The 23,185-nt window shown below is 40.9% G+C and carries 21 protein-coding genes and 1 pseudogene; 8 read left to right on the top strand and 14 right to left on the bottom strand.

Going from position 1 to position 23,185, the window contains the following annotated elements; genetic code table 11:
• Nucleotides 1-364 precede the first annotated feature (364 nt).
• The 3 genes from COE25_RS31250 to modA all read right to left on the bottom strand — a co-directional run bounded on the left by COE25_RS31250 (nt 365) and on the right by modA (nt 2,157).
• Nucleotides 365-550, bottom strand: a complete 186-nt coding sequence (locus COE25_RS31250) for a hypothetical protein (RefSeq protein WP_098934338.1) — start codon at nt 548-550, stop codon at nt 365-367.
• A 134-nt stretch (nt 551-684) separates the two neighbouring features.
• Nucleotides 685-1,341: a molybdate ABC transporter permease subunit gene (modB, locus tag COE25_RS23300; protein WP_098934337.1), complete on the bottom strand. Its 657-nt coding sequence runs from the start codon at nt 1,339-1,341 to the stop codon at nt 685-687.
• Nucleotides 1,342-1,347: 6 nt separating this feature from the next.
• Nucleotides 1,348-2,157 carry a molybdate ABC transporter substrate-binding protein gene (modA, locus tag COE25_RS23295; protein ID WP_098934336.1) on the bottom strand — a complete coding sequence of 270 codons (810 nt, stop codon included), beginning with the start codon at nt 2,155-2,157 and terminating at the stop codon, nt 1,348-1,350.
• A 157-nt stretch (nt 2,158-2,314) separates the two neighbouring features.
• Between modA and COE25_RS23290 the strand changes: the two genes are divergently transcribed.
• Nucleotides 2,315-3,250 carry a substrate-binding domain-containing protein gene (locus COE25_RS23290; RefSeq protein WP_098934335.1) on the top strand — a complete coding sequence of 312 codons (936 nt, stop codon included), beginning with the start codon at nt 2,315-2,317 and terminating at the stop codon, nt 3,248-3,250.
• 171 nt (nt 3,251-3,421) lie between these two features.
• Here COE25_RS23290 and COE25_RS23285 read toward each other — a convergent pair whose 3' ends face one another.
• The 4 genes from COE25_RS23285 to COE25_RS31005 form a co-directional block, all read right to left on the bottom strand.
• Nucleotides 3,422-3,928: a hypothetical protein gene (locus COE25_RS23285; protein ID WP_142354501.1), complete on the bottom strand. Its 507-nt coding sequence runs from the start codon at nt 3,926-3,928 to the stop codon at nt 3,422-3,424.
• Between the two features lie 454 nt (nt 3,929-4,382).
• Complete coding sequence (locus COE25_RS23275) at nt 4,383-4,676, bottom strand: hypothetical protein (RefSeq protein WP_098934332.1); 294 nt, start codon at nt 4,674-4,676, stop codon at nt 4,383-4,385.
• 156 nt (nt 4,677-4,832) lie between these two features.
• Nucleotides 4,833-5,261 carry a hypothetical protein gene (locus COE25_RS23270; RefSeq protein ID WP_098934331.1) on the bottom strand — a complete coding sequence of 143 codons (429 nt, stop codon included), beginning with the start codon at nt 5,259-5,261 and terminating at the stop codon, nt 4,833-4,835.
• Between the two features lie 105 nt (nt 5,262-5,366).
• Nucleotides 5,367-5,519 (bottom strand): hypothetical protein, encoded by a 153-nt coding sequence (locus COE25_RS31005; RefSeq protein WP_180247581.1) that lies wholly within the window; start codon nt 5,517-5,519, stop codon nt 5,367-5,369.
• 159 nt (nt 5,520-5,678) lie between these two features.
• Here COE25_RS31005 and COE25_RS23265 point away from each other — a divergent pair, with 159 nt between their 5' ends.
• Both COE25_RS23265 and COE25_RS23260 read left to right on the top strand, forming a co-directional pair.
• Nucleotides 5,679-8,213 (top strand): Ig-like domain-containing protein, encoded by a 2,535-nt coding sequence (locus COE25_RS23265; RefSeq protein WP_098934330.1) that lies wholly within the window; start codon nt 5,679-5,681, stop codon nt 8,211-8,213.
• 163 nt (nt 8,214-8,376) lie between these two features.
• Nucleotides 8,377-8,682, top strand: coding sequence for a hypothetical protein (locus tag COE25_RS23260; protein WP_098934329.1), 306 nt, complete (start codon nt 8,377-8,379; stop codon nt 8,680-8,682).
• Between the two features lie 330 nt (nt 8,683-9,012).
• Here COE25_RS23260 and COE25_RS23255 read toward each other — a convergent pair whose 3' ends face one another.
• Nucleotides 9,013-9,357 carry a hypothetical protein gene (locus tag COE25_RS23255; protein ID WP_098934328.1) on the bottom strand — a complete coding sequence of 115 codons (345 nt, stop codon included), beginning with the start codon at nt 9,355-9,357 and terminating at the stop codon, nt 9,013-9,015.
• A 315-nt stretch (nt 9,358-9,672) separates the two neighbouring features.
• Between COE25_RS23255 and COE25_RS23250 the strand changes: the two are divergent.
• A pseudogene (locus COE25_RS23250) lies at nt 9,673-10,062 on the top strand (IS110 family transposase); the annotation flags it as partial.
• Nucleotides 10,063-10,265: 203 nt separating this feature from the next.
• On the opposite strand, the gene COE25_RS23245 reads toward COE25_RS23250, so the two are convergent.
• Both COE25_RS23245 and COE25_RS23240 read right to left on the bottom strand, forming a co-directional pair.
• Entirely contained in the window at nt 10,266-10,547 is a 282-nt protein-coding gene (locus COE25_RS23245; protein WP_098934327.1) for a hypothetical protein, read from the bottom strand.
• A 501-nt stretch (nt 10,548-11,048) separates the two neighbouring features.
• Nucleotides 11,049-16,163 carry an OmpL47-type beta-barrel domain-containing protein gene (locus tag COE25_RS23240; RefSeq protein WP_257208936.1) on the bottom strand — a complete coding sequence of 1,705 codons (5,115 nt, stop codon included), beginning with the start codon at nt 16,161-16,163 and terminating at the stop codon, nt 11,049-11,051.
• A gap of 617 nt (nt 16,164-16,780) precedes the next feature.
• Between COE25_RS23240 and COE25_RS23235 the strand changes: the two genes are divergently transcribed.
• Nucleotides 16,781-17,278 (top strand): SRPBCC family protein, encoded by a 498-nt coding sequence (locus COE25_RS23235; RefSeq protein WP_088087657.1) that lies wholly within the window; start codon nt 16,781-16,783, stop codon nt 17,276-17,278.
• 94 nt (nt 17,279-17,372) lie between these two features.
• On the opposite strand, the gene COE25_RS23230 is transcribed toward COE25_RS23235, so the two are convergent.
• Nucleotides 17,373-17,699: a hypothetical protein gene (locus COE25_RS23230; protein ID WP_088087656.1), complete on the bottom strand. Its 327-nt coding sequence runs from the start codon at nt 17,697-17,699 to the stop codon at nt 17,373-17,375.
• Between the two features lie 121 nt (nt 17,700-17,820).
• Nucleotides 17,821-18,246, bottom strand: coding sequence for a carbohydrate-binding protein (locus COE25_RS23225; protein ID WP_142354499.1), 426 nt, complete (start codon nt 18,244-18,246; stop codon nt 17,821-17,823).
• A gap of 373 nt (nt 18,247-18,619) precedes the next feature.
• Here COE25_RS23225 and COE25_RS23220 point away from each other — a divergent pair, with 373 nt between their 5' ends.
• Both COE25_RS23220 and COE25_RS23215 read left to right on the top strand, forming a co-directional pair.
• Nucleotides 18,620-19,417, top strand: coding sequence for an HAD family hydrolase (locus COE25_RS23220; protein WP_098934324.1), 798 nt, complete (start codon nt 18,620-18,622; stop codon nt 19,415-19,417).
• 321 nt (nt 19,418-19,738) lie between these two features.
• A complete protein-coding gene (locus COE25_RS23215; RefSeq protein ID WP_098934323.1) occupies nt 19,739-20,614 on the top strand; it encodes a DMT family transporter in 876 nt (291 codons plus the stop codon).
• Between the two features lie 171 nt (nt 20,615-20,785).
• Here COE25_RS23215 and COE25_RS31815 read toward each other — a convergent pair whose 3' ends face one another.
• Nucleotides 20,786-20,920 (bottom strand): hypothetical protein, encoded by a 135-nt coding sequence (locus COE25_RS31815; protein ID WP_256942388.1) that lies wholly within the window; start codon nt 20,918-20,920, stop codon nt 20,786-20,788.
• A 39-nt stretch (nt 20,921-20,959) separates the two neighbouring features.
• On the bottom strand, nt 20,960-21,133 hold the full coding sequence (locus tag COE25_RS31000) for a hypothetical protein (protein WP_180247579.1): 174 nt from the start codon (nt 21,131-21,133) through the stop codon (nt 20,960-20,962).
• A gap of 317 nt (nt 21,134-21,450) precedes the next feature.
• Here COE25_RS31000 and COE25_RS23210 point away from each other — a divergent pair, with 317 nt between their 5' ends.
• Nucleotides 21,451-22,878, top strand: coding sequence for a PQQ-dependent sugar dehydrogenase (locus tag COE25_RS23210; protein ID WP_098934322.1), 1,428 nt, complete (start codon nt 21,451-21,453; stop codon nt 22,876-22,878).
• Nucleotides 22,879-23,185: the final 307 nt, after the last annotated feature.

Here is a 23,185-nt window from a genome sequence, read left to right as displayed (position 1 = left end):
TCTACAGGAATGCTAAACTGACCCGTCAGTTTAAGTGCAAAATTTCACAAAAATATTATCCAATTAAAATCAATAATTATGTAGAATGAGTGCCAAATTTATAACAATATCCAAACAAAAAATACCTTTGATCTATATAATCAAAGGTCAAAGTTGAACTTAGTGGTCTATGCTAAGTCCATTTTAGGAGGTCTAAATTCAGAAGAATCTAAACTACTATTATATTAACATAAAATGAATATTTATTCAATATTTTTAATAATTATACCTTATCTATACCTTTTTGAATTCAATCCCCCATTACTTTAAGTACATTCCTTCACAATCATCACTACAAATTAAAAAGAGTGACAATGCCGCTACCTCAAAAGAAAATTTTATTAAATCTAAACTTTTTCTTATTTGTATCATTATTAATTAAGGAATCAATGTATTCTTTAGATTCCTTTAAACCACTTTTAAATTCTTCATTTATCTCTTCTGTTACTGCATCGAATCCTCCAATATGTTTAGCTATTTCATCAAGAGTTAAGTTTAATCGTGCACACAATCTGCCTCGCTAATCAACCCAAAAAAGGCGATGCCTTGTAAAGGGCATCGCACCCTTCATCAATAAAAAAAGACATCCCTAATGATAGGAATGCCTCCATTTGTATTAAAAAAAGATTATTTATTCATATGCCATCACGATTTCATTAGATGTACGCATATTAACATTAAAAATGAAATACCTATCATACTCGACACCCATAACCAAGCCAATTCCATATTGCCTGAATCAATAGCTACATATATTGCTGTTGGAATGGTTTGGGTTTTTCCTGGAATGTTTCCAGCAAACATTAAAGTAGCTCCAAACTCCCCTAATGCTCTTGCAAAACTCAATATTGCACCCGAAATGATAGCTTTAAGTGCAAGTGGAATGGAAATAAACATAAATAATTTGAACTCATTTGCACCATCCACACGAGCTGCATTCTCAATTTCCTCATCAATGGCTTCAAACCCTGTCTTAGCAGATTGATACATAAGAGGGAAAGCTACAACAGAGGAGGCAATAACAGCAGCCCACCACGTAAACATAACAGGTTGTTTAAACAATTCTTCTAACATTTGTCCTATGGGACTATTCCTTCCAAATAAAACAATTAACAAGAAACCTATGACAGAAGGTGGCAATACCAATGGTAAAAGGAAAACAGTTTCAACTACGGTCTTCCCTTTAAATTTCGTATTAGCCATCACCTTCCCAAAAAATATTCCTAAAATTAATACCCATACTCCAGAGACAGTTGCTATCTCGATGGATAGTCTGACTGGTGACCAAAAGTCAATTGCCATTGTATATTAATTTATTCCTTTAAAACCATACTTCTCTAAAGTTTTCATCGATGTTTCATTTTGAAGATAATCGTAGAATAGTTGGGCTTCTTTAGGATGGCTGCTGTTCTTAATCACACCTAGAGGATAAATAATAGGAGCGTGAGTATTTTCCTCTGCGGTTGCTACAATTTTCACCTTTTGTGAAATCAAAGCATCTGTTTTATAAACAATTCCTGCTTCCACATTGTTCGTTTCTACATATGTAAGCACCTGTCGAACATCTTTGGCATATACCACTTTCCCTTCAATCGCTTTCCAAACATTTAATTTTTCTAATGTTTCCTTCGCATATTGTCCTGCTGGTACAGCCTCTGGGGTACCAATGGAAATTTTATCTGTTTTGGTAAGGTCCTCGAATGATTTAATCTTCTTTTTTGAATCGTTTGGTATCACTAATACTAGTTCATTTCCAACTAAATCAATTCGTTTTGACTTGACGATTAGTCCGTCTTGCACCAGTTTATCGAATTTGTCCTCAGCGGCAGAGAAGAAAAGATCGACAGGTGCTCCCTGAGAAATTTGTTGTTGAAGTGCCCCTGAAGATCCAAAGTTATAGTTTACTTTCACATTAGAATGTTCCTTCTCAAAGGTTGCTTTAATCTCATTTAAGGCATCTTGTAAACTAGCAGCAGCTGAAATCGTCAACTCCACCTTCTTTTCAGAAGCTTTTTGATTCTGCTCTTCTGGCTTTTTCGTTTGTTCATTGGCTGAACACCCAGACACGACCAGTAATAATAGCATCATCGAGTAAATTATAAGATTTCGTTTTTTCATAATCCCTCTCCCTTTCTAATCTAATTATAATTAGTTATAACTTATTATAATTAGTTAGAACTAAAATGAATAGAAGAAAAATCACTTTTGTCATTTTTTTATCTGGAATATACTTTTTAACAGATAGTAAGTTAAAATAAAGGATGGAGGGATGTAAATGTCAAAGGAGCTTTCCTATACGATTGAAGAGGTGTCGCAGCTTTTAAAGGTATCGAAATTAACCCTTTATGACCTGGTTAAAAAAGGGGAACTACCTGTATTCCGTGTAGGTAGACAGATGAGAATTGATTCAAAAGACTTGGACAATTATATAAAAAATCATAAAACGAATCAGAATACTACATTCCCACCCTCTGTTACCGATCCTCACAGGAACGAAACAAAGGATTCCCAAAACATTATTATTAGTGGACAAGACCTAGTTTTAGATATTCTAGGTAAACACATCGAGAAAAATTCAGCCTATAAACCATTAAGATCTTTTACAGGAAGTTTAAACAGCTTAATCTCTATGTACAATGGAGAGGGTGACATCGTTAGCTTACATCTGTTTGACGGAGATACAGGCGAGTATAATCTACCATATATAAAAAAAATTTTAGTGGGTTACCCTTTTATTTTAATAAACCTCCTTTCAAGAAAAGCAGGTTTTTACGTTAAAAAGGGGAACCCTTTAAACCTCACCTCTTGGACTGATTTAAAGCGAAAAGATGTGAAAGCCATTAATCGAGAGAAAGGATCAGGAGCACGAATCCTTCTTGATGAACAACTCAGAATTAACGAGATTCCTTCTAGGAACATTCAGGGTTATGAGCACGAAGAGAACAACCATTTAAGCGTGGCTTCAGCTGTCTCTGCTGGATTAGTAGATGTAGGGGTCGGAATTGAGAAAGCTGCAAAAATAGTGGGCATTGATTTCGTTCCATTAATAACAGAACAGTATGACCTGGTTATTCTTAAAACCCCGAAAACGGAACGACTAATAAACACTGTAAAGGGAATTTTATCATCAAATCAGTTTCAGTCTGAAGTTAACTCTTTAGGAGATTATGATACATCCCAGACAGGAAAAATTATTTATGAAACATATTAAAAAGAAGGCTGCTGAGATTTCAGTAGTCTTCTTTTAATCTACATAAACTATTTCCCTTATTAAACTAACCTGCTAACCTGCTTCGTAAGCTCAATAAGAAAAAGTGTTACCGCAGCAACCCTTTGTTCAACTCTAGCACCCGATAGTTTAAGTACAATGTTTCACAAACAGTTATTCACTATGGATTTCAAAACAAAAATAACCGAATGCCAAGTCTTCATCAGTAAGCTCCAAGTCAATCTTCGCAGATTCAAATAAACGAGGTAAAATCATATCTAAAAACTTACGGTATCCTTCGAGTAAGGATTTATAAGTTTTGGGTTCATTGTATCTGCACAAGGGGGTAAGAATTTTCCCTGTTTCAAATTCATCGGATGTTACAGTATTAGCATTCCTACCTAGATTTTCTAAAATATGAAATTCCTCATCTTGGACGGTAAACTGTTCCCTACATTCCAAATAGAACATATATTCATCAAATTCACGTTGTAATTTAACCTTTTCATTTAAATAAAATGGTGTGATTCTGATGTATTCGGTTGTAACTTTGGAACGAATAATTTTATTCAAAAGTAAGTACAAATGTGAAATGGTTGGGTAGATACTGTACTTCCCATTACGATAAGAGGTAAATTCATAGACAATTTCATTGATTGTGCCTTCCCTTTTTTCCAACATACAAAGAATCACCTTTTTGTTTGCAAATTTGTAACGCCCATTAAGACAAAAGGAGATTGCCTTTATACCAATTATTCTTAAACTACTCTGCCCCGTTAATGCAATAAAAAAAGGGATAGCCGTAGCCATCCAATCTTTAACTCTTGAACCCATTAGTTGAAGAACCTTTCTAATGTGTCAAATATTATCGTATACAGAACTATAGTCTTTCTTTGCTTGTTGAATAGCCGATTCCCAGTATTTTATATAATCTTGTTGTTTATTTAACTTTACTGTTTGTTTGGTGTACTTGGCTATCATCTTGTGATAATTAAGTCTTTCTTCCATATTTCTAATAACTTTTTTACAATCTTCATATGTCATTCCCATTGATAGTTAATCCTTTCTTGGATTTAAAGGATTTTCCTTATTCATATTCAACTCAAGCATCCGTTAGTTGAAGATTATTGAAAAATTATTTGAACCACAACCCTAAAATCTTAACAGTAATAATTAGGACCAATAAAATAATATTTAGCCAGACAAAAAATTTAATCATAACCTCAGCCCAAAACTTCCTACGCAAACCAAAATAAAGGATAACACCGTAAAATATAAGGCTAATAACTATGCGAACTTCAGAAACTTTTTCAATTGCCAAGTCAAAAATGTCAATGAATGTATTTATTAAAACCGAGATAATAAATAAAAAATAGGTATATCTTATTTTTTTTTCTTTTCTCTCGGACTCATCTTTAAATTCATACATTTTCATTACCTCAATTTACCCTCTTTTTCCTTTAGACTAACAAATATGTTCTTCAATTATTCCGGTCCGTTATCAGAACAAGAAAAATGGCTGCCGAAAAGACAGCCGTTATCTTGAACTCAAGCACCCGTTAGCTGAATAAGCCACACGATGATTTCACCCTTCAATCATTGCAGAATCATCATACCCAGATGAAACATATAATATTTTTTGCCCATTAATAACCACATCGCATAGATAAAAAAGATGATTAAATACTTCATTTACGTCCTCTTGAGAAAAATGCATCTCGGATAAATGATGTGTTCTTCTATATTCCTGAAATATTGGACTTTCATTTTTATTTTTTAATGATACTATTACCCCTGAAGCCCATCTCCGCAATTCTTCAACTTCTTCTGTATAAAGGTATCTCATTTCATCCTGTTCAAATTGTGTAAATTTATCAAGGTGTATGTTTAATTCGGACTGATATTGAATCAAAAATTTTAAGATAACTTCTGGGATTACAACATAGATAAGCGATGAATCTTGATTTGTATTTTTAACTAAACCAAAACGTAATTCAGTTCCGAAATGATTCATTTTTGTCCCCCATTTTAAATATTTAACTCCATTATAATTTAATTCCTTCTTCACTGCCCTTTAGTGAAATTGCGTTTCTATTGCATTAAAGAATGTAGCAATTGTTCAATACTTATAAGTCGCATTAGTACCTTGAATCCCCAATCCAAGGACATTTCCCCTTTTAAAAGCGACGATTTGTCCTTGGATCCCTAATCCAAAGACATTTCCCCTCCCAAGAAGCGGCATTTTGTACTTGGAACCTAAAATCAAGCACATTTCCCATCCCACCATGAACAAACACTTTGTCCTTGAAATACCACAAAAGATAAAGGAAATATATGGGCACCCTTTTTCTGTAATACCATCTATATTTTTCATCGGTTATCACTTACTATAAAAATAGGAAAATATTATCTGTAAAGGAGTTTTGTGTAAATGGTTAAAAAGGGTTTGGTTCTCTTGTTTGCGCTGGTTTTAAGCCTGGCTGGAGTGGTGCCTGCAAATGCGGATACCGATACAACACCGCTTATTCTAAAATCCACTTCAATCAGCGGGGCTGAATTCCGGACAGGGGACATCATTACAATGCAGTTTACGGTTGAAGACGATTTTGAGTCGGGCCCTGCGCCAGATGCCGATATTAATTTAATGCACAGTTCCGGCCAGTATTTTTACAGCATGATGCGTTATATCGGAAATAATACGTATGAATTTTCGTATCGTGCCGACAGTCGTCTGCTCCAGGGGGAATGGCATGTATCGGATATAACATTGTATGACAATGCACGCAATGCACAAACCTATGACACCAGTTCGCCTTTGATATCAAAATTGCGCTTTCAATCGCTCGACGGAGTCACGGATACCACTCCCCCAGAGCTTACCTCGGTAAAGCTTAGCAGAACGACTGCCCAGCCCGGTGACAAAGTCATTGTCACCATCGGGTATAAAGAAGAAGGAAGCGGTTTGTCGCATGGTTCTTTAACTCTTAGGCATATTGAAACAAATGGATATGCTCTTTTCAGTAATATTTACCTTAACAGTGCAACTGGCGAGTATGAGGCGGAAATAACAATTCCAAAGTATACACGGAACGGTGTTTACGATATCGGAAATCTGTTCCTGACAGATAAAGCTGGCCACGAAAATAGGTATACGACCGGATCGGAACCTATGCTAGCTCAAGCACAGTTGACAATTTCAGGTGCAATTACAGACAATACTCGCCCAGTATTCCAATCTATTACTGTCGACAAGATGGAGCTCTATCCCGGCGATTCCTTGAATGTTGTTGTGAATGGGTCGGATACTGGTTCTGGCCTCGCGCAAGTCCAGGTGCAATTCACAGGAAAGGAATCTCATAACGCAAATGATACTTTTTGGGATAACTTGAATGTCACCAGCTCAAATAATCAATGGACAGGAACATTGCAGGTTCCCAAATTTTTGAAAGATGGAGTTTATTATATCGAACAAATTTACCTGCGGGACCAGGTCGGGAATACAACCATTGTTGAAGTTACTGACCACTTGCCAACGGTAAAAGTGTTACCGGTGTTCACTGGGGTCACTTCAGGGGCAATCAAAAAAGGCACCACGTTTGACCCGATGACGGGAGTCAGGTTCTTCTCCAATCTTGAAGGGGATAGGACAAAGGACATCGTCGTAAAGGGTTCGGTCGATACAAATATCAACGGAATTTACTTGCTGACATACTCCATGAATGACTACAGTGCCTACAGGTGGATGAACGTAAACGATCAGCAGGCGTCCGACCCTGTTTACTTTAACGAAAACGTGAAAATTGGTGTTCCTTCAAACAGCTCCGTCAGCCTATCGAACGGAACTACTGTGAAAACTATTTCAACAACGACAACCGTAACCCAGGATGGCTCGTACCAAGTAACTACAAACACAGGTGGGACGTGGAGTTCAGCCGCCTATCAAACGAACGCGGCGACATCAAGTGCAGTCGGAAAAACGGTAAAGTTTGTAATTGACCGGGTAAAACCGGCAGCACCTGTCCTGAATACAGTTTACAGTCAATCTGTATCGGTCAGCGGAAAAGCTGAAGCCTACTCAACTGTGAAGGTCCTGAAGAATGGTGTGTATCTTGCCCAAGGCAAAGCGGACGCAACCGGAAAGTTCTCGGTCCGCATCCCGAAACAAAGTTACGGGACAAAGATCTCAGTCCAGGCAATCGACAGGGCGGGCAATGCTGGCAGTGCTTCTGTAAAAACAGTGCTGTATGTGCCTGGCCTCGATGCAGTCAGTAACCGTTCAACCTATGTGACTGGGAAATCTTTTTCAAAAAGCAAGATAAAAGTCTACTCCAACGGGGTTCTCATCAAGACGGGGTACGCAGATTCCTACGGAAATTACAAAATCGCCATTCCAAGGCAGACTGCCGGAAAAGTAATGAAGGTAATCGAGACATCTGTCAGCGGAAAGAGCTTTACAAGCCTGCCGGTCACGGTTTCGGATAAGATCGCACCAGCCGCTCCAGCCCTCAATAACGTGTACAGTCAATCCGTAGCAGTCACCGGCAAAGCCGAGGCCTACTCGACTGTGAAGGTTTTGAAAAATGGTGTGTATCTCGCCCAAGGCAAGGCGGACACAACTGGAAAGTTTTCAGTACGCATCCCGAAGCAGCAATATGGCACGAAAATCTCCGTTCAAGCAATCGACCGGGCGGGCAATGCTGGCAGTGCTTCTGTGAAAACAGTGCTGTATGTGCCTGGCATGGACCCAGTCAGCACTCTTTCAACCTATGTGACCGGAAAATCATTTTCAAAAAGCAAGATAAAAGTCTACTCCAACGGGGTTTTCCTCAAGACGGGGTATGCAGATTCCTACGGAAATTACAAAATTACGATCCCAAGGCAGGCCGCGGGAAAAGTAATGAAGGTAGTCGAGACAACCGTCAGCGGAAAGAACTTTACAAGCCTGCCGGTCACGGTGTCGAATTAAAACCGCCATTCCAAAGCAAAAACTAGGCACTTTATGCGGTCCGCGCGTCCAAACAAAAGCAAACCAGCGTATGTAAAAGTGCAATAAAGACAAAAGGCATCCTTTCAGAGAGACTTCATTAGTCTTGTGAGAGGGTGCCTGCTTTTTAAGGAGAGTCGAATTAGTGGGATTAGACATACAACTATTTGATGGGGATGGAAACGAAGTATGTTTCTTTGAAATCGAGCAAGCCTTTCACAACGCTATATTTTGTGATACAAAGAATTGGGGCTCCTACACATACCTAAGAAAAATAAACGATTATTATGCACCCAATATCCAATGGCGGAAAGAAGAGCTCGAGGGATTTATCAACGATCTGAAAAATTACAGGATACATATTTCTAAAGATTATTTGCCCCAGTTAAATTCTTTAATTGATAGGTTAAGCGATAATAGTATAGAAAGAATCCATATTATTGGAGATTAGCAGATGCTTATTTACACCTTATTATTAAATTAAACTGCCCCGATTGTTCCATAAGGAATTCTTCAAAGAATTCGTAATAATCAGTGCTTTGGGAATTGGAATCCCCTGTGACTCTCATAAGGCACCTATTTACCAAATTGTTATAGCTGTAGTAAATAATAAGTAAAATATACCGAAGGAAGTAAACAACATACCTATAATCTTTTTATATTCGTTAACAACCCTATGAGATTTAAAAATACAAACCCCAGCACCAACGAGTAAAACACCACTCAGTAGATTTATAATATGAATTAAATTCATCATACCCTCCTATACTAACTTGCCCCGTCAGTTAAATAGCCATGGCTCTCTTGGATTACCAAGATCTACTCCAAATTTCTCATCCGGAATTTTGCCTTTTATGCAATCTTCTACCTTATATAGCATCCAGGTGGTAAACGGAGTAGGTTCACTTGCTATTTGCTTAATGCCTAATTCCATTTGCTCATTGGTATCAAAAATAAACCATTGAAAATCATAACTAACCTCAAGACTCTCCCAGTAACATTTAACTTTATTTGTTTCCCCGACAATTAAATTGCAGCAGTCTTTTGGTCCAAAAACTAACCAACAAACCAAGAAGGGCTTGTTCATCGTATCAATTTTTTCTTTTTCGTAAATTGCTCTTTCCATAATCCAACCTCCGAAATGAACTTTTTCTTTAATTGTTAATAAACTAACCTGCCCCGTTAGCCATCCATGAAGCGCAAAAATCGGCGCTTCACCACAAAGAATGAAAATATATCGAATCCGTCGATACTGTTCCTAAGGCTGGGAGAGGAAGGTCGATAAACTATGGTGCCTTAGAGCCCATCCGTTAGTCTGACTCCAACGACCACGGTGCACCACAAACTGTCGCTCCCTTACGGGAAGCACTCATGGTAGATTAATCCTAATTCTGATTGTTGCACCAGCCTCCAATTTTCAAGCCTAGAAAGGAAGTTTTCAATGGATGTTATCATTGAAAGAGCATGTGGATTGGATGTCCATAAGGACAATATCACTGCTTGTATTATGACTTCACAAGGAAAGGAGATTCAAACGTTTTCTACTAAAACGGTTTTTCTATTAAAGTTATTGGATTGGATTAAGGAGAATAATTGTACTCACGTTGCTATGGAAAGCACGAGTGTTTATTGGAAACCTATTGTTAACTTATTAGAGTCCGAAGGAATCGGGTTTTTAGTTGTAAATGCTCAACACATGAAGGCACTTCCGGGACGTAAAACGGATGTTAAAGATGCCGAATGGATAGCCCAACTTCTTCGTCATGGACTACTGAAAGCAAGTTTTATTCCTGATCGGAATCAACGAGAACTGCGGGAACTTGTACGCCATTCAGTTCGAAGACTAGAAAACTTAGGTTATACGGTGACAATTACCGAAGCATCCTAATCCATTATTCGTTGTCCATAAACACCTTGATCAGGCGCCCTGCTCTTTTAAAAAAAAATGAATGAGCTGCGTCTACTTAAGTATTGCCATTTTTAGGATCTGGCAGAAGTTAATTTTCATGGTAGTTGAAAAAGACACCATATGTTTTATTTGGCTGTGTTAACGTTCATGTGCTTACAAAGTCTAAATAACATAAAAATTTGTATAGCAAACCATACAATAAATAAAAACATAAGTATTGGTTCAAGTTCCTCAATAAACAGAAATAGAATATTGGGTAACATTAATGCAACACTTATGCCCAATAATTTCTGGGATTTTTTCATTAAAGCGATGATAAAAAATAATATTGAGAAGCCTAATAATAACCAAATAATTATTGCCACATACCAAAACATAAATACTTCAAACAGTGCATTCCCACCCATTTTAATTCCCCCCATCGGATGTTTATTAAACTACACATAAGAAAAATATACCACTTTCTTATAACTCACGGACCAATTTATGTTTTTATATTTTTAGTCAAATGTAAATTATTCTTCAACTAAACTGCCCAGTTAGCACAATAAGACAATGGGATCGCCGCAGTCATCCCTTTTTTAACATACGCTACCCGTTAGCTCAAGAAGAAAATTATTATTTTTTGGAAAAAATCTTTTTTAAAATTACAGAAGCAATAATTAATGCAATAAAACCAAGTAATTAGAAAAGACCGTCAAAAAAACGATTTTTTCTTGATTAAACATAATCGGCAAAATGTTTACTCCTAATACAAAATTGTGAAGGCATGAACTCTCTTGACTTGATCGCCCGGTACTAGAAAAAACAGGACAGCAAGGGACACGCCCCGCCATCCTGTTTCTTTATTCATTCTAATCCTGCTGCCCCTAAAGCGGGATTCAGCTTTCTATTTTTTCCTTTATCTCTTAATGTTTTGACTGGTCATGAGCCACTGCCACGGCTGTTGACACATTTCTGGCGTTGCCGGCCTTATCGGTGATCGTATACGTAATCGTGTATATGCGTCCCGTTCCGCCGCCTGACCGCTCCGCCCGTAAATCGAACTCGAAGTCCGCCGTACCATATGCGGCATTTTGGATATCCTGTGCCGTATGACCGTCTCCAGACCCGTCAGGAAGCTCATTGCTCGTGATCGACGTCAGTACGATTGACTGAATGTCGGATAGTGCGTCTTTCCATTCCGGCGTCACTTTAATCGTCACCATTTTATGGTTCGGCGGCCAAAGCGACCCTTGATTCAGCTTGAGCGTCAGCTCCGGCGCCGTTTTATCGATTTTGATTTGAAGTGTCTTCGCATCCTCCATGTTGCCTGCGTTGTCTGTGCTGCGGTACTCGATGGTGTGGACGCCTTCCGTCGACAGCTGGAGCGGTGTCCCATACGGAAGCCACTGGCTGCCGTCTATCCGGTACTCGGTTTTGTTCAAGCCTGACTGCTCATCTGCTGCCGAAAGCTCCACTGTGATATCCTTCGTATACCAGCCGTTCGCCCCGTCCGGCCGGCCCGGCGTCACGCTTGCGGCTGTCACTGGCTTTGTTTTATCCAGCCTCACTGTCAAAGACTCGCTTTCTTCCGCGTTTCCGGCTCTGTCGATGCTCCGGTATTCCACCGTATGGGTACCGTCAGTGTTCACCGCAATCGGAGTTTCGTAGACTTGCCAATCTCCCTCATCCATCCGGTACTGTATCTTGTCTATGCCTGAACCTTGGTCTGTCGCCGAAAGGATGACGCTTGCATCTGTTTTGCGCCAAGTGTTCGGTGATAATGGCGTCACTTCAGCCGTTGTCACCGGCTTAGTTTTGTCCAGCTTCAGGGATACGGACTTTCTTGCCTCTACATTGCCCGCTTTGTCTGTACTGCGGTACTCGATATTGTAAAAGCCGTTATCAGTAATCGCAATCGGTCCGTTATACACCTGCCATGCTCCTTGATTCATAAGATATTCTGTCTTCTCCACTCCCGAACCCAGGTCTGCAGCTGTCAGGGTGATACTCGCATCTGTCGTATACCAGCCGTTATTCCCATTCGGTGCAGACGGTGTCACTTGCGCTGTTGTGACAGGTGGCTCCTGATCGGCCGGTTGCTGGTCATTTTGGTATAAATCAGAAATTTCCTGTTGGCTGAGCGGATAGTTGTAGAGTCTGAAATTGTCCATCATCCCGCGGAAATACTCCGTTTTCCCTGGCGGGTCATAGCCGATCAGCAGCTGGCTGTTCGAATTCTGGAACACGCCGGTCCATTGTTTAGTCTCCATCAACTTGTCGTTCACATAATACTTGATGGCCGTGCCGTCCCAAGTCACTGTGAGCAAATACCATTCCTTCATCTTCGTTAATGCTGTTGAGGCCAGATTATGGTCCGTCGCGTCGAATCCATCTGTGAAGCGGACTGCCGGTGAAATGCCATAAGAATCATGCAGCAGCGCATACCCCTCATAATTGGACGTTTCGCCCTTGGAAAGCACCGGCGCCCAGCCGCCAGCCCCCGCATCTTCTTTGTACAGCCACATTGACAACGACAGGGAGGTGGAGAAGTCCAAGGAATCCGCATCCTTCACATTGATGCCGCTTTTCCCGTCGAACTTAGCCGCCTTCCCTCTTAGGCCGTCCGCGAACGACATCGTGCCCGTCGGAGTGCCGTTGTTGTTATAGCCGGAATAGTCCTTGAAGTCGCCGTCGAATGTGTAGTAGGCGACAATTTTCTGTTCGCGGTCAGCCCGGATGATAATGTCGCGGCTGTCCGTACCTGTACCGCCGTCATCGTCCATCACTGTCAGAACAGCAGTATATTTCTTATCAGGCGCATCCATGGATAAAGCCGGATACGTATGGCTCGCGTTGCAAACGTCCGAAGTCGTTCCGTCGCCGAAATCCCAGCGGCATGTTTTACCGTCTGCGCCTGGGTCAGTGATAGAAGGCAAGAAATCCACCTTTTGACCGGAGCGGGCAACCTTATCTAAACCCGCATTCACGGTCGGCGCGACGTTCGTCGGTGTGATCGTTTTCTTTCCTTGATATTTCTTCCCGTTCTGATCCACGGTTTCAAGCATAACCGTGTATGCTTCATTATCCTTGAAGCTATGCGTAAGCGGCTGATCGTTCGGCACAGCCGCGGAAGAACCGTCGCCGAAATTCCATGTGCGGGATTTCAACTGTCCGTTATCCGCCCCGATGGAAGTGTTATAGAACGTCACCGTTTCGCCCTCTTTCGGATTCTTCGGCGCATATTCAAAGTCCACCGTTTGGATGGTTTGCTGCATCGTATATGTGTCGGTGTTCCCGGCCGCATCAGTCGCCTTCAGCATGACCGGATAGGTGCCTGAATCCGGGAACGTATGGGTCGGGTTCTTCTCCGTGCTGACAGGGCTATTGTCACCGAAGTTCCATTCCCATAACACAATATCATCTTCCGGATCGGTTGACAGGTTTTCAAAAGTCACCGTTGACACGCTGATTTGCGGCGTTTTCACCCGGAACTGCTGCGTGGAGATAACATCTCCCCCGCCCTGTGCGTTCAGCGGCCGGTACATCACATACTTCGCCAAAACCGGCTTCGGCAGCTTGAACTCCTGCACATTGCCGTTATTGGCGGCCGTTGCCTTCAGCACTGTTGTGAACGCGGCATCATCCAATGTCGTCGAGGAAACCGCCACCTCAAAATCCTTGACCCGTTGATTGTCATACATAGGGCGCGGCTGAACCTGCACACGATCAATCAAATACGTGCCGCTGCCCGCCAAGCTGATTTTGACCCATTGGTTATCCGTCCGGCTCGTCGCCCACGGAAACCCGGACTCATTTCCCAAGGCCAATAACTGCTCCGGTACGTGACGTCCGTCATATGAACTTGATGCTGCCTCGATTTTCGCTCCCTGCAATTTGAAGGAAACAACCTTCCCTAAACCGCCGGCATTGAAGAAGACATTCGGCGCGAAATCATCATCCGATGTGTTCGGATTGCAGTCATCATCCTTGCCGTTTCCGCGTTTTTCCGCCGCACCCGGGTTCACGCCAGGATCCTTAGGACGGCAATCCGCATTATTTCTCCATCCGTCGCCGTCATCATCCGGCATGAGGACAGATACCGGCCAGCTTACTGCTTCGTAGCTTTCCTTGGCGGAATCCGTCACGATCGCTTCCACAATATGCTTTCCGACCTTATCATCGGAAGGCGTATACGCATAAGCACTTCCGGAGCCCGCATGCACTCGGTCCACATACCAATCGACTTGGACGGCATCGCCTTCCGGATCCCCCGCTTCAATCGCGAAGTTCTTCGTTTCGCCCGTAATCACTTCTGTTTCCGCCCTATCCGGCACCATATTGGTAATCATCGGACCTTTGTCGCTGTTCTCGATGAACACAGTCGCGTAACCGATGTTGGACCATCCGTCCGCATTTGTGACCTTCAAGCCTGCCAGCTTATTGGCATTCAAATCGTATTTATAGGTTGGCTTCGGTCCCGTCGCGTCATCGAACGCGCCGTCGCCGTCCAAATCCCATTCATAGCTGACAATGCCGCCCGGGCTTGCCGATGCCGAGCCGTCAAACGAAATTACACTTCCCTCTTGCCCCGCATACGGGCCGCCCGCATTAACAATCGGGGCTTTATCATGCACATTCGGCATCGCGGTCAAATAGCTGATCCAATCCTCCTCCATGTTCACCGCCAGTTCCCCGAAGGCTGCGATCAACGCGTCATTCGTGCTGCGCAACGCATCAAGCTGATTCAGCATGGCTGCCTTGCTGAATGAACCGCTTTGCGCAAGGAACTCCTTCTTCATGTCATCGATTTGGACATCTGTATAGCCTAAGTTCTTCAGATTGCGCACAAGTTCCGGCGAAAGCCCTTGAGACGCGGCTTCATTGCGGAATGCCTGCAGGTCCGCCACCGTTTGATCGAGCGGACGCGGATCGGCCTCTACCACCTGCTTCGCAATCGCAATAGACGTGTTGGTGCGCCTGATCTGTTCCTTCAGCTGAGCCGCATACTGCTTCACAGCCCGCGCATGGATCAACGCCCAATCGCCGTCCTTCGCGATCGCGCTTCCTTGATACTTTTCAATCGATGTCAAGAACGCCCGCAAGAGCGGCCCCTCATTCCCGAGCTCATTGCCGATGCCGACAGCGGCGATAGTTTCCGGATCGTTGCTTTCCGTCGTTATCACATCACGCGTATCCAGCGGCGTGAGCTTCTGGAAATTCGGATTCGGCGGATCGGCCGCAATCCCTTTATAGTGGGAAGCTGTCGCCAAGATCTGCTTCAGCACGAGCTGCTTTGGATTCACGCCGGTCGCCCATTCCACTCCCTTTGTCAGCCCTGTAAAGAATCCGTCAATTAGCGCTCCGTTCTGTACATCCCAAGAGGTGACCACACCCGGAAGCGGCTTCCCGCCTATTTTGGGACAAACCAACGTCAAACTGAAGCTTGTGCTGACGGAAATGGCCGTTTCCTTCAAGCCGCCGCACTGCCACACCTTACCGAGCGTCCCAAACTTCGATTGAAGCGCGAAAAAATCTCGGTATGTATCATGTAAGTCCTGCCACTCCGCCTCCGCATCGGCTGCCTTTTGCTTCGCTTTCGCGATGGCCGGATCCGCCATGATGTTCGGAATATCCGCCGGGAACACCACCTCAAAGGCATCCGGGAACACCTTATCCTCCGGCGATACTGTCCCATCTTGGCATTCATCGTATACGACTGTATATTTTCCAGGCCCGATCTTGCCGCCCGGAGCTGTGTACCCGATCACCTCCGATATGAAAAGACCGCCATGCACCCCTTGTACCGTGTTGGGCGAACCCGACACATCCGTCAGCTTTTCACCTGGAGCGCCTTTTCCGCTCGGCACCACATAAATATCGGCATACGGCTCAACGAAGTCATCAGCTCCGCCTTGCCCGCAGCCCTTCAAAAACCGAATTTGCCCGGTATGAATCCGTATTTCCTGATTCGGACCGAACGACGCAAACGTTTTTCCGTCTTCACTCCACATCAAGAACTGATCCCCCTCAGCAAGCACCTTCGGCAAGGATGTCCCCCCCAATAGGTACATCAGCACAAACTGAAGAATGAACAACACCTTCATGACCCTGCCCAAACGCATCTTCCTCATTCCTTTCTCATCAGCTGCCCCCTCTAGCAATCTCCCATGACTATAGAAAAATATCTTAATAGTCTGTCAATTACATATCAGATTGTATCATATCCGTATTCCCAGGTGTTAGGTGATTTTTCCATAAAGGCCCAATACCAGCGTAGCTGACATTGTGAAGGATTGTACTTAAACTAAGCTGCTCGTTAGTTTAAGTACAATCCTTCACAATCTTTTTTACCCTAACAAGATCTAATATCTTAAATGTGTTGGGGCATTACAAAAAGACGCCTTCTTATTAAAGAATAGCGCCAGTTAATTGAAAATCATGCAACAATAATTTTAGATTAATAGCTACCTATGATAGTGCACAAAAGTCCGTTAGCCTTAGTAAAGTCTTAATAATTTGTGATGAAGATTTATTTTAATTATACCTTTACAGGGATATTCCTTTTTAGGTATATTCAGAAAGAATATTGATTAATAGGATCTGCGAAAGAGAGAAAATAAAGAGAATGAAAACTAAACTTATTGGAGGAATCACAATGTCAACTCAAATCAAAATCACTCATACTTTCAATGCTCCACGTGAACTTGTGTTTAAGGCATTCACTGAATCAGAACACCTCAAGAACTGGTGGGGGCCAAAAGGATGGACGTTTGAGGTTTCTAAATCAGATTTCCGTCGGGGCGGTGTCTTTCATTACAGCCAGAAACCTGCTGACGGCAACGTAATGTGGGTTAAATTTGTATACAGTGAAATTATTGCACCAAAGAAAATCGTTTACACCAGTTTCTTTTCTGATGAAGAAGGTAACACTGTACGTGCACCCTTTAACGCAAATTGGCCTATGGAAACCCTGAATACAATTACGTTCATCGAGGACGAAGGAAAAACAACCCTTACAATGATTGTGGTTCCCGTATCCCCGACTGAGGAAGAGATCAAAACCTTCGAGGATTCAAAAGAGATGGCTCAGGCAGGATATACCGGCACCTTTGAACAATTAGATGTATACGTAACAAAGATATTAACCGTTTAAAATAGCCGCAACAAAAAACACCGACCGGTGTTTTTTGTTATTTATGAGTATCCCCATAGCTAAAGCTAGATGTTTTACGCTGCTTTTTGATAAATCAATGTATGTTATAAAATCCGGTTCCTGATAATTCTATGACCCGAATTTTCCAAACAAGATGGTCATTTATAAAAATCTCTACAGTCTGAGAATATTGGTCAAGAATCACGCTATTTATACTCCATATTTTCCCCAATCCCTGTATACAGTACATATTTTCCAGTCCAGGTTTTCTGCCTTCTCTAAGAAAAATTCGAGCAGAACCAATTCCGTTTGCTGGATAATGTCCGAGTTCTTCTACTTCATCACATGGTGTGGGCAATTGACCAAGGAGTATTACAGTTATAAAGCCGTCTTTTCTAAACGCTTCAGCTTCGGTAAGCATAAAATTTTCTCCTCGTATTAATTTAATAAATTAAATGTAGTTTTATTATATGTATTCACCCATGGCATGGTACCTAAGTCTACACAGCCGCTAACCATTGTTCAACTCTAGCTCCTATTCATTATTCTATAGTAAAGGAATACAAATCAATGGCACCATCACCTTGGTAGGTAAAATACAATGCATTCACTCCATCATTTATCTTCATAGGAGACCTATACATTAGCCAGTCTTCCTCAGGAGAAATAGGAATCCGCGCAACCTTTTCACCGCTAGTTGTTGTGCTTACTTGAAGTTCTCCTTTTCCTGTTCCTCTTACTTTAACAGAAATCTCAGAAACCTCTTTAATATCAAAATACTTAAATCCTGCTTTAGCTCCAGCCGTCATGTTTGCAATATTTTGATTAGGATTATCCTCCCTGTCCCCACTCTCCTGAGTAAAGTACGGATGGGATTCATCAACTACATAACCAAACTCATAACGAACTGCACCTGATCTGCTCATAAGGTTGCAAGCGATATATGCAGGGTATTCCCCTTTTTCCAATCAATGAATCACACTATTCAGTCCGCAGCTTGTCATTTCTACTTGCTGGATACCTCCATCGCTTTTAATTTGAATTTCTTCTGCGAATGCCTGCCTTGAAAATTGATGCTTGATACTTGTTCAAATCGAATCATCTTACCTCTCTCCTTTTCATAATTGCTTACCCAATTTTCCGCTTTGTGAAAATTTCCTATTACATAGATATCTATATATTTTCAAGTGGATGATTTCTAATATTGGAATAATATTTTTAGCTTGCATAGAACCTTCCCTTGCTTCCCAATAAACTTTATTTAAACTGTACACTAAGTTTACATGGCCTTAATATTCAGATGATATGCTTGCATTATCAACGAATGAGGAGGCAGTAAAAATGAATGTGCGTGCAATATTTATTGATATGGATGGTACACTACTAAACGCCTCAAACAACATATCCCGCCGAAATATGGAAGCCATTTATACACTCATTAATCAGGGAGTGAAGGTTTTTCTAGCTACTGGTCGACACTATGAAGTAACCGCTCCCTACCATAAAGAAATTGGATTACGAACTCCAATGATCTGTTTGAATGGTGCAACAATCCACGATGCAGAGACAGGAAGAGCATTGCAAATGAAAACCGTCAGACTGAACGAAGAACGATTCCACCAACTGACCGCTGAAAACTCTTGTAATGTTATGATCCATACAGCAAATGGGCTTTATTGTAAGGAAACAAATGAAGAAATCGATTATTGGACAAAAGTTGGGCAAATTCCGCCACGATATATTGGAGATTTAAGAAAGGCAAATTATCAAGATGTTCTTAAATATAGTGTTCGAACAGGTGCACCACGTCCTGAATTATCCGCTTTCTTTAAAAAGGAAGCAGACGTCATCAATTGGAATGACGGGTTTGAATTGGTTGCTCCTAATGTTTCCAAATGGTCTGCTATAAAAAGCTTAATTCGCGCCTATCGATTTAGTCCAAATGAAGTCGTAGCCATTGGAGACGGACCCAATGATATAGAGATGCTTCGTCATGTCGGTACTGGTGTGGCAATGGGTAACGCTAGCGAAGAGGTTAAAGCAGCAGCTGATTTTGTTACAGGACACCACGAAAATGATGGATTAGCTGAGTTTATAGAACGTTATCTTCATAAATCATATGAATCATATGTGATTTAGGACTATTTAAAATAACTTTTTGTAAAAAATGACAGGTGGGATCTATTTCGATAGATTCATACCTGTCATTTTTTATCTCGTTTGTATATGGTTCTCGCTGACATTTCGCGGATTTTATACGTTAAAAAACTTAACATTCTGTTATAATAGATCACAGATAAATGTAGCTAGATTGGACTAGAGGTGAATCAAAATGTATTGGACTCCAATATTTGAAAATGATGTACCAGTAGGACTCTTCGTCTCTTAATGGAGTGAAGGTGACTACCTCTCTCCGTTAGGGGCATTTTCGACCTAAATAAAAGACGGAGGGTATAAAAAATGAAAAACACCATATTAGGTTCTATATATTTAGCTTTAGCTTCCAGTATTTGGGGTGGTATGTACGTTATTGTAAAAATTGTAGTATCCGTCATACCTCCACTGGAACTTGTGTGGATGCGATATTTAGTGGCTATTGTCGCACTTCTCTTTATCGGCTTAATAACACGACAAAAATGGCGAATCGAGAAACGTCATTTCTTAATAATCATAGCCATTGGAATAATTGGTAATGCCATTTCAATTGTTACACAGGAAACTGGTACAATGCTATCGTCAGCACAAATGGGAGCCATTATAACTTCTTCAACACCAGCATTTATGGTTATTTTTGCTCGCTTACTCCTTAAAGAACGGTTGACGTTAAAAAAAGGACTCTCCGTTTGTTTAGCGACAATTGGGGTTATTCTTATTGTTGGCGTCGGTCATATGGATTTGTCCAGTAAACTTGGTGGTATTTCACTGCTTATTGCTGCTTTGACATGGGCACTCATGTCTGTACTTGTAAAGCGTGTGCCGAGTAATTATTCACAAATTGTAGTAACGACGTATTCCATCTTGGTAGCCCTAATCGTGTTGACCCCATTTGTTTTGCCACGGTTACACGCAATTAATATCTCTCAATTGACTCACCCGACTATTTGGGGAGGACTCTTGTATTTGGGCATTATCTCAACAGCCGGTGGATTTCTACTATGGAATCGTGGATTACAAATGCTTAATGCCTCAAGTGGGGGGATATTTTTCTTCTTTCAACCCGTGGTTGGAACATTACTTGGATGGCTTATTCTAAAAGAGAACATAGGTGTAACGTTTTGGATTGGCTCTATCCTAATTCTCACAGGTGTTTTATTCGTTATCATCGAGAAAAAATAGTAATGAAACCCCTTCAACTATATTGAAGGGGTTTTGATTAAATAACAGCACTTATTATTAATAATATGGCTTATATCCCCATTTCTGAAGCAAGGGGTTTTACGCCACTATTTGATAAAGGGTGCCTTTTTCTATTATTCTACCCGCTTAGGGTTTACCTCATTTATTTTTTCATTCACTGCTTTGTGTAGTATTAAAAAATTCAGACTGATCTTTTTTGTTAGCCTTTCCCTTATTGTTGTTTTTACCCATTTTTCCATCTGATTCATAACTTAATTTCTGCGGTACCTTTTTATTCTCTTCCATAATTACCCCTTTCAAAACTAGTATCACTTGACTAAATCATTACGTTTCTTGGTTATTGATTATATTGTTAACTAAGTTTTGAGTTGCATCTCGAGACGACACTGCCGCATTTTCAATAGCTGGCTGCACGTAGTTTAAAGCTGACTGATTTATGTTATAAAATTTTTTCATTTTATTTTCAGGATCATTCTGATTTCGATTACTTTCCTTCATTGTCAATTCCTCCATTGTATTCTTTCATCTTTTTATTCTCTGATTTATTTTGAAAAATATACAAATCAACTCCTTTTTCCTTCTTGCACTAACCTGCCCCAGTTTGTAGAAGAACATTTCTTCTTCACAATCTCGAATATAGAATAATCATTCCTACGATTATGTTTACTCATAAAATAGATCGTCGATAGACGCTCTCTTCCACTATTAAAGTAATCAGGATAGTTGTCAGACTCCCCTGCCCTAATTTGGTACTAATAGAACAGTGCTAATCATATTCTTAAAAAAGAAAACAATTAAGAAGGAGGTAACGTTAGTTGATAAAAATTAAGGTTAGTTTACGGCCCATTGTAAGTAAGATAAATTTACCTACTGTTTTGAAATCAACTATACTTCCGGGTGACTCAATTGAAAGATTATTTATTGCAACCCAGGTAGGAGAGATCTTTTACATAGGAAACTCAAGTTTAAGGCCTTTTTTAGATATTCGCCCGCGAGTCATAAAACTAGGTGTTTCTGGTGGTGGATATGATGAACGGGGATTGCTAGGGCTAGCGTTTCATCCCGAATTTTATTATAACGGTCTGTTTTATCTTTATTATTCAGTAGCCGGAACACAAGGTCCAGGTGCCCTTCCTGAACCTTTTAATCCTAACCCGTGTGATCCCAGCACTTTAAACCTAAGGTGGATAAATAGAGAAACTCAATATGATCATATTGATACAGTTGAAGAATGGATCTTACAATCGAATGGTCAACCTCAAAAACGACGGACATTACTTAACTTAAGAAGACCATTTTTAAATCATAATGGTGTCAATAGTTTAAACTTTTCACCTGAAACAGGAAAACTTGTTTTAACAACCGGAGATGGTGGATCAGGCTACGACCCATTTAATTTAAGCCAGGATAATTTGGAAATAGCCGGTAAAATCATTGAAATTGATGTAAGTAAGAATACATTTATCAACAATCCACCTGTAGTCACACGTTTTAATGAACTTCCTGCAACTATTCAGGAAACGCTCACGGTAATTGCCAAAGGGGTTCGCAATATACCAGGCATTTCATTTCAAAAGTTTAATAAACAGTATATCAAATATGTGGGAAATGTCGGACAGGATTTGGTAGAGTCGATTTTTTCATTCGTACATTATAAACCAATACCGGTTACTCAGCTTGTTCAAGCTTCTTTAAGAAACACCGAACCTGACGAAGAAGGATTTATTAACTTTGGCTGGCGAGGGTGGGAAGGTGCTTTTCCTACGTCAATTATAAGGGGCTGTTCTGCAAATCCGACTTTGGATGAGAAAACAATTGCTTATTACAATGAAGCTGTAAACGCTTCTGTGAGACGTCTTCAGCCTCTAACTAGTTATTTTCATAAAGATCCCCGTCCCGATAAGTTTGGAGGAACGGCACTTACAGGAGTGCAAGCCTTTATGGGGCATGGAATCCCCGCTTTAACGGGAAGTGTTGTGTTTACTGACCTTGCCCGTGTTGAAGAATCTCGACCTCCGGTTAGAGGGGTTTTAGCTTATACCAGGGTTAGAACAGATGGTAAACTAAATGATTTTAGTGTGATTGAAACCGATTATAATTTTGGGTCTCAATCAGCTTATTATGTTAATTTGGGAACGAATCTGGATCAAACAAGACTATATTTAGGGGTTTATAGCTCTATGAAAGTGACTGATTTTAACCAAGGTACTGTTTTTGAAATTGTACCACCTACTACATTTTAAATGCAGATGTATATGATACAACTGATATTGTTATTGAACTAACCTGTCATTGACTTGAAACGTAAAAGAACAATGGGACTGCTGAAACAGCAGTCCTATTTTTTTGACACGTAAACCCAGTCGTTTGTAACTTTTTAAACTTCCACAAATATTACACAAACCCCTTCTTCCATAAAACTGCACCGGTAGTACATTAACACTCCTTTTATGAACTCTGTACAAATTCTCATTTAATTGTCTTAAGAATTATGACGATTGTCCATACCACTGTTGTCTTATGACAATATAATAAATTGTACTTATCAGT

This window comes from Bacillus sp. AFS031507 (genome assembly GCF_002584635.1).
In the GTDB taxonomy this organism is placed as follows: Bacteria; Bacillota; Bacilli; order Bacillales; family Cytobacillaceae; genus Neobacillus.
This window is presented reverse-complemented; position numbering and strand designations above follow the sequence as displayed.

What these genes read in the sequence shown, in the direction of transcription:
- COE25_RS23220 (WP_098934324.1), top strand. Translation starts at nt 18,620, where the DNA reads ATGAATGTGCGTGCAATATTTATTGATATGGATGGTACACTACTAAAC.
- COE25_RS23215 (WP_098934323.1), top strand. Translation starts at nt 19,739, where the DNA reads ATGAAAAACACCATATTAGGTTCTATATATTTAGCTTTAGCTTCCAGT.
- COE25_RS23265 (WP_098934330.1), top strand. Translation starts at nt 5,679, where the DNA reads ATGGTTAAAAAGGGTTTGGTTCTCTTGTTTGCGCTGGTTTTAAGCCTG.
- COE25_RS23255 (WP_098934328.1), bottom strand. Translation starts at nt 9,357, where the DNA reads ATGGAAAGAGCAATTTACGAAAAAGAAAAAATTGATACGATGAACAAG.
- COE25_RS23275 (WP_098934332.1), bottom strand. Translation starts at nt 4,676, where the DNA reads ATGTATGAATTTAAAGATGAGTCCGAGAGAAAAGAAAAAAAAATAAGA.
- COE25_RS31000 (WP_180247579.1), bottom strand. Translation starts at nt 21,133, where the DNA reads ATGAAGGAAAGTAATCGAAATCAGAATGATCCTGAAAATAAAATGAAA.
- COE25_RS23285 (WP_142354501.1), bottom strand. Translation starts at nt 3,928, where the DNA reads ATGTTGGAAAAAAGGGAAGGCACAATCAATGAAATTGTCTATGAATTT.
- COE25_RS23270 (WP_098934331.1), bottom strand. Translation starts at nt 5,261, where the DNA reads ATGAATCATTTCGGAACTGAATTACGTTTTGGTTTAGTTAAAAATACA.
- COE25_RS23235 (WP_088087657.1), top strand. Translation starts at nt 16,781, where the DNA reads ATGTCAACTCAAATCAAAATCACTCATACTTTCAATGCTCCACGTGAA.
- modA (WP_098934336.1), bottom strand. Translation starts at nt 2,157, where the DNA reads ATGAAAAAACGAAATCTTATAATTTACTCGATGATGCTATTATTACTG.
- modB (WP_098934337.1), bottom strand. Translation starts at nt 1,341, where the DNA reads ATGGCAATTGACTTTTGGTCACCAGTCAGACTATCCATCGAGATAGCA.
- COE25_RS31005 (WP_180247581.1), bottom strand. Translation starts at nt 5,519, where the DNA reads ATGTGCTTGATTTTAGGTTCCAAGTACAAAATGCCGCTTCTTGGGAGG.
- COE25_RS23290 (WP_098934335.1), top strand. Translation starts at nt 2,315, where the DNA reads ATGTCAAAGGAGCTTTCCTATACGATTGAAGAGGTGTCGCAGCTTTTA.
- COE25_RS31815 (WP_256942388.1), bottom strand. Translation starts at nt 20,920, where the DNA reads ATGGAAGAGAATAAAAAGGTACCGCAGAAATTAAGTTATGAATCAGAT.
- COE25_RS23245 (WP_098934327.1), bottom strand. Translation starts at nt 10,547, where the DNA reads ATGGGTGGGAATGCACTGTTTGAAGTATTTATGTTTTGGTATGTGGCA.
- COE25_RS23230 (WP_088087656.1), bottom strand. Translation starts at nt 17,699, where the DNA reads ATGCTTACCGAAGCTGAAGCGTTTAGAAAAGACGGCTTTATAACTGTA.